The sequence below is a fragment of the Pseudomonas sp. MDV22-iso1 genome, assembly GCF_058145095.1.
Genome location: NZ_JBYVMF010000040.1, coordinates 25,384 through 35,671, shown reverse-complemented (window position 1 = coordinate 35,671; position 10,288 = coordinate 25,384). Strand labels below are relative to the sequence as shown.

Sequence of the window (10,288 nt, the reverse complement as noted above, 5' to 3'; positions counted from 1 at the left end):
GTCAGGCCGCCTCGCTTTGGCTTTTGATCTGCTTTTGATCTTCTTGCCCCATCGGTAGGCCGAGCGCAGGTTCTGCGCAGTGGGCAACCCGGCATGGATGCCGGGTTAGCCGCGCACGGCCATGGATGGCCGATCGCGGCGGGCCCACGAAGCAGGACCGGAGTGAGGGTATGCCGAGCCCAGGCGAGGCACCGGACGAAAGGGGCAAGAGCGTTTGGTTACTTGGCGCTCTTCCAAGTGACTCGCCGTAAGGGCGAAACCAATAGCAGCCGTGACCGCAGGAATGGATATGTACACCAGCAAGAATCTCACCGCCGATCAGGCCGTCATCGCCGGCAAGCCAGCTCCCACAGTTTGATCCGGGTACATCAGTGGAATACTCGTCGGCTAAGAGGCCGCGATCGCCGGCAGGCCAGTTCCCATAGTTTGATCCGGGAGCGTCAGGGAAATACTTGTCGGCTGTCAGGGCGCCATCGCGAGCAAGCTTTGCTCCTACAGTAACCAGGATCTGTAAGTCGTCCTCGCTACACGCCAGCCCCTGCGTTTGCAATTCATGCAGGAGCTGCCGCAGGCCGCGATCTTTTGATCTACTTCAACTTAGCCAACAACGCCGCAGCCACCGCCTCCGAAGACGCCGGATTCTGCCCGGTCAGCAGCAAACCATCAGTCACCACATAACTCGCCCAATCATCACCCTTCGAATAAATCCCGCCAATGGCCTTGAGCACATCCTCCACCAGAAACGGCACCACATTCGTCAACTGCACCGCCTCCTCCTCACTGTTGGTAAACCCTGTCACGCGCTTGCCTTTAACCAGCGGCTGCCCATCATCACCCTTCACATGACGCAACACACCCGGCGCATGACAGACCGCCGCAACCGGTTTACCCGCCGCGTAAAACGCCTCGATCAGCGCGATGGAAACCTTGTCTTCCGCCAGATCCCACAACGGACCATGGCCGCCCGGATAGAAAACCCCATCGTAGTCTTCAGCTCGCACACTGCTGAGCAATGCCGTCGAGGCCAAGGCCGACTGCGCCGCAGAATCTTTGCGGAAGCGCTCGGTGGCCGCCGTTTGCGCATCTGGCTCATCACTTTTAGGGTCCAGTGGCGGCTGACCACCCTTGGGCGAAACAAGGGTCAGCTGGGCACCGGCGTCCTTGAACGCGTAGTAAGGCGCGGCGAATTCCTCCAGCCAGAAGCCGGTCTTCTTGCCCGTGTCACCCAATTGATCGTGGGACGTTAGAACCATCAGGATTTTCATGTCGTGCACACTCCAGGTCAGGGCTATTCGAATGCGCGAAGGCGCGGTTTGCCTTTTCATTGACCACAGGGAATGTCGGTTCGTTGCAGCCGGCTTCGGCGTCCAAGCCGTCAAACCTGGCGAGCAAGCCATTGCGCACTCGCCTGCACAATAAACCTGCTGTTTTGCTGATCATGGCGTACGAAGCGTCCTTCAGAAGCATGTGCAAGGTTTGACGGGCGTTCGCGCAGGTTTCTGCACGTCTTCGCTTGAGAACATCATGAACAATCACTACAGAAAATGATAAAAACATGTATCTATTTGATTTATATATATTTTTTAATATTGGCACAGCGCTTGTTAACTGCTTTTCGCCCTTCGGCGAGTTTCGCCTTGAGGCTCCACCACTCAGTTAGTAAGGAAAGCACCCATGGCTACACCCGCATACATGTCCATCATTGGCGAGACGCAGGGCAAGATTACGGAAGGTACTTTTACCTCTCAGTCCGTTGGCAACAGCTACCAGGAGGGTCACGAAGACGAGTTCATGGTTCAAGCCTTCAGCCATGAAGTCACCATTCCGCGAGATCCCCAGTCCGGCCAGCCAACCGGTCCGCGGGTTCACTTGCCGCTCATGATTACAAAAGTATTCGACAAATGCTCCCCGCTACTCCTTCAAGCCCTCACCACCGGCGAGAAACTGACTTCTATAACAATCAAGTGGTACCGCACCACGAGCAGCAAACCAGAGCACTACTACACCACTACCCTTGAAGATGCGGTCATCGTTCATATCAAAGACTATATGCACAACTGCCAGGACCCTTCGAATTCGCACTTCACTCATCTGGAGGACGTGCATTTCGCCTATCGAAAAATTACCTGGACGCATGAGGTCTGCGGCACTTCGGGTTCGGATGACTGGCGTAAAGTGAAACAAGACTGAAGACAAACCATTTGTTTGCTTCTGCTCTTTTATTTTTCAACAAAAAAGGGCGACCCTGTGGTCGCCCTTTTTTTCTTGTAAAGCCTTATATCAGGTGCCCGCCCAGTATGATGACCTCGGCAATCCATGCACTGGTAAAGAGTCATGACACTGGGCGAACGGGTGAATTTTAATTGAAGCCGGCGACAATGTCCGTGTTTAAGAAGATGAAATTTATCGACACAATGTTTAATAAAATGTCACCCAAAATATTATCCCGACACACTTTTAAAACTCACTGGTTCGATCATCAGAATTGATTGTGTTTGACGAACTCTCGCCAAACACAATCCATCCTGTATGTATCGGCCAACTCAACGAGTCGTGGTGACTTTCAAGACATCCGTATAGGTAACGACCACACTCTGCCCAACTTTCAAATCCTTCAGTTTTGCCTGTACTTCAGGCCGAACGACATTCACGGTTTTGGATTCACCGGCCGGTCCCTTGAAAGTCACCTGATTGTTTTTGACATCAATCTTGGTGATTTGCAGCTGAACCTGAACCTGACGGTACGCTTCACCACCCGGATTCGGGTTGTCCTTGGTGGCGCGATTTACACCCTCTCGCTCAAGTGAACCTGGCAAGCCCTTATCAACGTCAGTGTCCAGGTAAGCGGCAACCGAGCGTACAACCGCAATGTTGACTTTATCGCCGGGCTTGAGATTACCCAGGTCCTTGGCCTGGTCCGTCAGCTGCACATGGACTTGATGACCTTGGGGACCTTCAAGCACAACCTGGTGATTTGGGGCATCAACCGACACCACTTTGGTATCAACCTGGTCGGCAATCACAACTTCGGACAGCGGGATGTCTGCAGCCAGGGCGCTGAAGCTGGCAGCAGACATCAGCGTTGCAAGGGTCATGGCTTTGGCGAGTGCGTGAAGTTTCATAAGTCGTACTTTCCCTGTGAATTGGAGGCAACAAAAGGCGCTGAACCCGCGTCCAGCGCCGTTTGTGTCCATCAGCATAGACGCTGATCAGGGAGTGTTCGCAGTTTCTTGCGCCGTGGATTCGCCGCTGGTCGTGCCCTTGCCGCTTTCCTCTCGCCGCTTCGGATCCGTTGGACGCAAGGCGTCGTTGTCGCGCTCGACTTCTCCGGGTGGACGCGGTTCGTCAGGGTGTTCGTCTTTCGATATCGGTTTCATCGCCTGTCTCCTCAAGCCTCGGGATCGTCGACTTCCTCGGCGACATTCACCTGGGGCGAGTCCTTGTGGGATTGCTCCGCCTTTTCTTTCAAGCCCCGCCACTGCTCAAGGTCAATGGCACCCTGCCCCAACAAGTCATCCGCAATGCGCAGAAGGTCACTGTAATGGGCGTCGGGGGATTGCTGCCAATAGGCCTTGTCCTCGAACAGCCGGTGCCATGAATCGAGGTCGGGTAACTTGAGATCGTCGCTCATGAAGGGTTTCCTGCCGGGTATTCGTTCGGTAGAGGGTTGCGGTGGACTGGAGTTCAAAAGATCAGCCAGGCGCAGGCGTAACGGGCGACGTGTCGACTTCAATACCCGGTCATCTCCAAATACCCCTGTCCGCCCTGGCTACCGCTCAACCGCACCGGTCCTTCCCAATAGGGAATACGCAGGTCCATCCACGCATCGGAATTGAGCGCCGAGAGGGAAATGTCGAGGTTTTTGCCGGGTATCCTGATCGACCAGCGCACCGGCATTGACCGTCCGGCAACGGTGGCGGTGTCTTGCGGCGTAAGGCTGATATCGCTGGCGTGCAACGGTTGTGTGCGGCCCTGAGCATCGATCCAGGTACCGGTGACGTAGGGTTCGCCATCCCGCTGACGCATGCGATAGAGCATGACGTGTTCGCCGCTGTCGAGGTGCAGGGAGAACCAGTCCCAGCCCGTCTGATTGGCGGTCAAGGGTTGGCTGCTCCATTCGCGATCCAGCCACGCCGGGCCGCTGACCTGATAGCGCTTGCCATCGATTTGCAGCGTTCCGCTGGCCTGGAAAAACGGCTGGCTATAGTAGTACGACGCTTGTCCCTGTTCGGATTTCTGGCTGAAACCCTGATCACCCTGCAGCACCAACGGCCCGGTAGACGTCAGCCGCAGTTGATAGCTGAAGCCCTTGTCCTGCGCGCTCAGTTGCAGGTCGGTCAGCGTGTCAGGCCCCTGGCTGCTGAAGCGCCAGTCGTCGATCCAGGCAGAGAATGGCGCAGGACTGACGCCCGCCTGACCGACACCACCGCGCGCATAACGCTCGGCCGCGTGATGAGCCGTCGCCGATGTCACCGCTGCATGCCCCAGCCAGATCACTTGACTGGCCCACCCCGCCGCCGTCGGACCGGCATTCAACGCACTGCGAAACAGTGTCCACTGCACACCGAACTCACGCCCCTGATCGTCCTTGAGGTTGGCGGTGACGTACCACCATTCGATCCGAAACCCGTCATGGGGACCGTGATCCGCCGGGAAGCTGAAAACGCGGCCGGGCACGACGGGCGAAAAAGCAGCGGCGCTCCCCCCCAGCCCCGCGAAGCCCTTCTCCACCGGCACCGAATTGTCGCAGCCACTCAATACCATCAGAAGCAGCACCGCGAGCCTAATCTTCATGAGCAAACGTCCTCAGCAGATCCGCCGGTTGCGTGCGATACAACGAATACAACGGCCATGCCGATGCAAGCAACGTCGCCAGCAATGCCAGCCCCATCAACTGCAACAGCTGCAATGGAAACACCCGCAAAGGTAAACGCCAGCCAAACGCCTGAACGTTGATGACCGTGTCCAGGCACCACGCCAGCGCAATCCCCAAAGGCAACGCCAGCACCAGCGTCAACACCGCCAGCAGCCAGGTCTGCCCGAGATTGAGCAGCATCAATTGGTGTCGCGTTACACCCAGCGCCCACAGGGGAGCGAGTTGCCCGAGGCGACTCTGGCTCTGGGTCAGCAGGCTGATGAACAAGGCCACCCCGGCGACGGCCAGGGTCAGGCTATTAAGCGCCGCCGTCGCCGCAAACGTCCGCTCGAAGACCTGGGTAGACCAGCCCTTGAGCCGGGCCTGATCGACGATGCGACTGTCATCCATGGCAAAGCGTGCCTGGAGCGCGGTTAAAAACGTCGGGATCGAGGCCGGTTCGATGCGCAGGTTGAACCGGTTGGGCGTAAGCTGCGGCCAGCCGCGCAGCAAGTGATCGACGTTGACCAGCAGGTGGCCCTTGGGGTTGCCATAGTCGGCGTAGATTCCGACGATACGCGGCGACCACTGACCGCTTGGCGTCGCAATCGTCAAGTGATCGCCAAGCCGCACCTTTAACCGCCGCGCAAGCTGTTCGCTGAGCATCAGCGCGTCATCACTGGCCAGGCGCCCCCAGGGATCGTCGCCCAAGGACTCCAGCAGCGGCCAATGCTGACGATAGGTCGGGTGATCGATCACGCCGAAAACATCTGCCGGCCAGCCCTGCAACTGAACCGAAACCTGCCAGTTCGGCAATACCACGCTGACCTGTGGCTGGTGTTTGAGCCAGCTCTGCAGCTCCCTGGCCTGGGCCGGGCTTTGCGGGTTCAGGTACAGCTCGGCGGTGAGCCGTTGTTCCAGCCAATCACTGAATGTCTCGCGAAAACCGGCGGTCATGCTGCCCGCGCCGATGTTCGCCGCCAGCGCCAGCAGTAACGCCATCAGCGCCAGGCTGAGGGCCGGCAGTTGCTGACGGCAGTCGGCGAGAAACCACTGACCGAGCACCGAACGACTGCGGCGCAATGCGCCATTCAAGACCGCATTGAGTACCACCGGCAGTGCCAGCGCGGCGCCGATCAACAGCGTTCCCATCAACACGAAACCGGCGGCCAGGCTGTCACCGAAGATCAACGCCAGCAGCGCGATCACCAGAGCCGTGGCGGCCACCCAGGCCTGGCGCCGCAACCACCGTGCATGCGCCTGGTGCCAGGCTTGCGGATCGGCCAACGCCAACAACGGCAAACGCGCCGCCCGCAGCAGGCTGTTGCCGCCGGCCAACAGGGCCCCCAGCAGACTCAGGCCCACCCCGCTGATCCACCACCCGGCACTCAGGCTCAACTGCCCCGCGACCTCCGCGCCATATAACCCGCGCAGACTGGCAACGACATCCGGCAATAGCACACTCGCCAGCAAGTACCCACTGACGACCCCGGCCACTCCGCCGATCAACGCCAGAACACCCAGTTCAACGATCAGGCAGGCGATCAACATCCTTGCACTGACCCCACAAGCGCGCAGAGTCCTGAGCAACCCCCGACGCTGCTCCAGTGCCAGGCCAATCGCGGCGTGGACAATGAACAGGCCGACCACGAATGACAGAAAACCCAAGGCATCGAGGTTCAGGTGAAAACTCTCGGTCAGCCGCGCGAGGTTGTTCTCTTCGCCACTGGTCTTGAGCTGCAGCTGACCTTTGAATTGATCGGGCAGCGGCGCACTGAAATCCTTCGGCAACAGCAGCCGCGACAGTTGATCCGGTTGTTCGAGAATCTGCTGGGCGAACCCGATGTCCACCAGCAACACACCGGGGGCCATGTCCGTCTGCGCGAGCATCGGCGGCAAGGACTGACCGGTGGTACTGACCGGCCGATCACCCTCTCGAAAACCCAGCGCCTGCAACGTCTGGGGCGAGATCCAGGTACTGCCCGGCGGAGTAAAAAAACCGACGATCTGCTCAATCGCCAATGCCTGCCCGGCCACGGCCGACCCCGCGGGCAACGAAATCGGCTCGATGCCCATCAGCTGCAAGCGCTGATCTTCATGCCCCTTGAGTACCACCCTGCCTTGCAGCACCGGAGACACCGGCCATCCGGCGCGCCGCAAGTCGACAAACACCTGTTGGGAAAAAGTGGCACCGTTGGGTGCACTGAGACTGGCTTGGGGCTCACCACCGATTAACTGGCTGGCCCGGGCATAGCTTTCCCGCGCCTGACTGTTCAGGGCCTGCACGCCAGTGAGCAAGCTGGTCGCGAGCCAGAGCCCGGTCAGCACGCTGAAAAACTGCACCGGGTGCTGCCGCCAATGACTCAGCAGAGCCCGTAACGTCTCGCGGAAAACCCGCACCTCAGCGCTCGTCCGCGCCGACCAGGCGGCCACGGTGCAGCACCACTTTCTCGGCCAGCCGCGCCGCCACCCGAGGGCTGTGCGTGACCATCAACAACGTCGTGGGGCTGTCGTCGATGAGCTCCAGCAGCAGCTTCAACACTTCATCGCTGGTGGCTTCGTCCAGGCTGCCGGTAGGTTCATCGGCCAGCAGCAGCCTGGGCTGTGACGCCAGCGCGCGACCCAGCGCGACCCTCTGCTGTTGCCCGCCGGACAACTGTTCCGGGTACCGGCGCAGCAACGCCTGCAAACCCAGGCGCTGCACCAGATGTGCTTGCCAGCGCGGATCATGACGCCCGGCCAGGCGCGCCTGAAACGCCAGGTTGTCTTCCACGCGCAGGCTGCCGATCAGGTTGAACTGCTGGAACACCAGGCCGATTTCGGTGCGGCGCCAGTTCGCCAATTGCCCTTCGTTCATCTGGTCCAGCTGATGCTCGCCGCTGCGAATACTGCCGCGATCGACCTTGTCCAGCCCCGCAATCAGGTGCAGCAACGTGCTTTTGCCGCTGCCCGACTCACCCATCAGCGCCAGGCTGCTGCCCGGTTTCAACGTCAGGTCAACGCCTTGCAGGACCGGCAACGGGCCTTGCGGCGTGGCATAGCTTTTGAAGACACCGTGGACTTCGAGCATGGGTGAACCCGTTCGATGAGCGTGGGCAAAGGATAGCGGCCATGCAGGGTGTTTGTCCGGTGACGATTGCTGCCGGGGTATCTGCGGAGCGCAGTTCTATTTAATGACGCCAAAAAACCGCTCAGATGATGTTTTCGTGCCGCAGCACCTACAGCAGGATCAGGTATTTCTACAGGCGCTGCGGCGCCCTGTGATCTTTTGCTTTTTTACATTGCGAACAGCCATTTTCCAGCTACAAATGACAAGTGGGGTACGTGTCCAAAATCTTGACAGCGAGTGTCACGGGTCGGACGTCTATGGATAGCTTCAGCTAAGGGATGTTCAGGCGCATGACTCAAGGCAAATACCGTTCCGACATTGATGGCTTGCGGGCTGTGGCGGTCATCGCAGTGCTGTTGCATCACCTCAATACCAGCCTGCTCCCAGGCGGATACGTGGGCGTCGATATCTTCTTTGTCATCTCAGGTTTCCTCATCACCTCCCAGGTCTTTTCCGAGGTCAAGCGCAATGCGTTCTCGCTGAAGTCCTTTTATCAGCGACGCATCAATCGCATCGTTCCCGCATTGGCTACGGTACTGCTGGCGACCGTGATTGTCGGGGCTTTCATTCTTTCTCCGGTCGACCTGATCCGGCTCAACGTCAGCGCCCTGCTTTCTTTGTTGGGTGTGTCCAATGTCTATATCTGGGTCAAGTACGGCAACTACTTCGCCGCCGACGCCAGCGAGGCGCCCCTGCTGCATACCTGGTCGCTGGGGATTGAAGAGCAGTTCTACGTGATCTGGCCGCTGTTCATCGTCTTGCTTTACCGCCTGGCGCCGCGTTATGTGCTGCCGGTTCTGGCCGTTGGCGTGGTGCTCGCGGTGGCCGCGTCCGAATACGCGACCGGGATTTTCGCGACGGCCGCCTATTACCTGCTGCCGACGCGGTTCTTCGAACTGATGCTGGGCGGGCTGCTGGGGATCTACCTGCATCAGCCGCGGATCATCGGTAAGCTGGCGGCACATGGTTTTGCGCTGACGGGCTACCTGCTGATCGGTTTTTCGTTGTTTGCCTTGAACGCCGGCTCCACATTCCCCGGCCTCAATGCCCTGATCCCGTGCCTGGGCGCCGCGCTGTTGATTCTGGCCGGCAGCGGTGACATGCGCTCGCGCTTGCTCACGAGCCGGCCAATGGTGTTCATCGGCTTGATTTCCTATTCACTGTATTTGTGGCACTGGCCGCTGATCGCGTACCTGAATTATCTGGAAATTCCGATCAATCTGCCGGTCGGGGGCATGCTGATTGCGGTATCGATCCTGCTCTCGTGGTTGTCCTGGCGCTACGTCGAAGTGCCGTTTCGGCGCGGCGGAGCAACGTGGCACTTCTCGCAGGTCTTCGTTCGTCGATTTGCCCTTCCGGCCCTGGGATTGGCCGCATTGGCAGGGCTGAGCGTTGTGTTCAACGGCTTCCCGCAGCGCTTCAGCCCTGGGGTTGCGGAACTGGAAGCGATGACCCTGAAAAAACCCAGTGAAATCCGTAGCGGTTGCCACGTGCCCAATGCGTTGTACAGCACCGAGCCCAATGAGCACTGTCGTTTGGGCGCAAAAAAAGAAGGGCTGGACGGCATCATGATTGGTGATTCGTTTGCCAACCACTTTACCGGCATGGTCGATATCCTGGCTAAACCCGACAACCTCTCGATCATGGATTACACCATGGACTCCTGCCCGCCGATCATCGGCTACACCGCCGACATGCCACCGGTGTACGCAGCCCATTGTGCAAAACGCAACGAACGGGTTTTCAGCATGATCGAGCAGAACAAGTACCCCTACGTGATCATGGCGGCCATCTGGCCCAGGGACGCCATTGCCAAGGACATCGTCGAGGCGAGTATCAAGCGGGCGGTGGATAACAGCGGTGAGGTGATCGTCATTCTGAGCAATCAGCACATTGAAAAAGCCGCAAGCTGCCCGATCCGTCGTCTGATGTTCGGCACCGACCGTGATTGCTCGGTCAGCCAAAGCGCACTGCCCTCTTACTGGGCGCAAGTGCGGGCAAAATTTCCGCAGGTACGTTTTATCGATCCTAATCAGGTGATTTGCCCAGCGGGTGTTTGCAGTCCGATCATCCAGGGGCAGTTGTTGTACCTGGACGATTCGCACTTGAATGAAGTGGGTTCGCAGTTCATTGGCCACACGTTGCTGGAGCGCGGGTATTCGCTGTTGCATGATCCGATGGCATCCCCGCGTACGGCCGAGGCGGGACTGGGTGCGACGGTTGCGAATTGAAACGGGGCTGCGATCTTTTGATCTTGCCATTGCTTCGGCGGTAACGCTCTACCGAGACGGTAAGTGAACAGCGCCCGCGACGAAGTAACTGGG

9 protein-coding genes are annotated in these 10,288 nt (G+C 58.8%); 2 read left to right on the top strand and 7 right to left on the bottom strand.

Translation table 11 applies throughout. From position 1 onward, the window contains the following. Positions 1-587 precede the first annotated feature (587 nt). Positions 588-1,265 (bottom strand): type 1 glutamine amidotransferase domain-containing protein, encoded by a 678-nt coding sequence (locus AC3ZVB_RS27805; protein WP_490148343.1) that lies wholly within the window; start codon positions 1,263-1,265, stop codon positions 588-590. Between the two features lie 409 nt (positions 1,266-1,674). Here AC3ZVB_RS27805 and AC3ZVB_RS27800 point away from each other — a divergent pair, with 409 nt between their 5' ends. Continuing rightward, on the top strand, positions 1,675-2,190 hold the full coding sequence (locus tag AC3ZVB_RS27800; RefSeq protein ID WP_490148342.1) for an Hcp family type VI secretion system effector: 516 nt from the start codon (positions 1,675-1,677) through the stop codon (positions 2,188-2,190). A gap of 353 nt (positions 2,191-2,543) precedes the next feature. On the opposite strand, the gene AC3ZVB_RS27795 is transcribed toward AC3ZVB_RS27800, so the two are convergent. The 6 genes from AC3ZVB_RS27795 to AC3ZVB_RS27770 form a co-directional block, all read right to left on the bottom strand. Then, complete coding sequence (locus AC3ZVB_RS27795; RefSeq protein WP_194691937.1) at positions 2,544-3,122, bottom strand: hypothetical protein; 579 nt, start codon at positions 3,120-3,122, stop codon at positions 2,544-2,546. An 87-nt stretch (positions 3,123-3,209) separates the two neighbouring features. Next, positions 3,210-3,377: a hypothetical protein gene (locus AC3ZVB_RS27790; protein WP_178114340.1), complete on the bottom strand. Its 168-nt coding sequence runs from the start codon at positions 3,375-3,377 to the stop codon at positions 3,210-3,212. Between the two features lie 11 nt (positions 3,378-3,388). After that, complete coding sequence (locus tag AC3ZVB_RS27785; RefSeq protein ID WP_490148341.1) at positions 3,389-3,631, bottom strand: hypothetical protein; 243 nt, start codon at positions 3,629-3,631, stop codon at positions 3,389-3,391. Positions 3,632-3,729: 98 nt separating this feature from the next. Then, a complete protein-coding gene (locus AC3ZVB_RS27780) occupies positions 3,730-4,794 on the bottom strand; it encodes a lipocalin-like domain-containing protein (RefSeq protein ID WP_490148340.1) in 1,065 nt (354 codons plus the stop codon). Next, positions 4,784-7,255, bottom strand: a complete 2,472-nt coding sequence (locus AC3ZVB_RS27775; protein WP_490148345.1) for an ABC transporter permease — start codon at positions 7,253-7,255, stop codon at positions 4,784-4,786. The genes AC3ZVB_RS27780 and AC3ZVB_RS27775 overlap by 11 nt, the downstream gene beginning before the upstream one ends. 1 nt (position 7,256) lies before the next feature. Continuing rightward, positions 7,257-7,925, bottom strand: a complete 669-nt coding sequence (locus AC3ZVB_RS27770; RefSeq protein WP_490148339.1) for an ABC transporter ATP-binding protein — start codon at positions 7,923-7,925, stop codon at positions 7,257-7,259. 329 nt (positions 7,926-8,254) lie between these two features. Between AC3ZVB_RS27770 and AC3ZVB_RS27765 the strand changes: the two genes are divergently transcribed. Then, positions 8,255-10,195 (top strand): acyltransferase family protein, encoded by a 1,941-nt coding sequence (locus AC3ZVB_RS27765; RefSeq protein ID WP_490148338.1) that lies wholly within the window; start codon positions 8,255-8,257, stop codon positions 10,193-10,195. Positions 10,196-10,288 lie beyond the last annotated feature (93 nt).

Excerpts from the sequence above, each read along its gene's own strand:
- AC3ZVB_RS27790 (WP_178114340.1), bottom strand. The coding sequence starts at position 3,377 with ATGAAACCGATATCGAAAGACGAACACCCTGACGAACCGCGTCCACCC.
- AC3ZVB_RS27805 (WP_490148343.1), bottom strand. The coding sequence starts at position 1,265 with ATGAAAATCCTGATGGTTCTAACGTCCCACGATCAATTGGGTGACACG.
- AC3ZVB_RS27765 (WP_490148338.1), top strand. The coding sequence starts at position 8,255 with ATGACTCAAGGCAAATACCGTTCCGACATTGATGGCTTGCGGGCTGTG.
- AC3ZVB_RS27785 (WP_490148341.1), bottom strand. The coding sequence starts at position 3,631 with ATGAGCGACGATCTCAAGTTACCCGACCTCGATTCATGGCACCGGCTG.
- AC3ZVB_RS27795 (WP_194691937.1), bottom strand. The coding sequence starts at position 3,122 with ATGAAACTTCACGCACTCGCCAAAGCCATGACCCTTGCAACGCTGATG.
- AC3ZVB_RS27780 (WP_490148340.1), bottom strand. The coding sequence starts at position 4,794 with ATGAAGATTAGGCTCGCGGTGCTGCTTCTGATGGTATTGAGTGGCTGC.
- AC3ZVB_RS27770 (WP_490148339.1), bottom strand. The coding sequence starts at position 7,925 with ATGCTCGAAGTCCACGGTGTCTTCAAAAGCTATGCCACGCCGCAAGGC.
- AC3ZVB_RS27800 (WP_490148342.1), top strand. The coding sequence starts at position 1,675 with ATGGCTACACCCGCATACATGTCCATCATTGGCGAGACGCAGGGCAAG.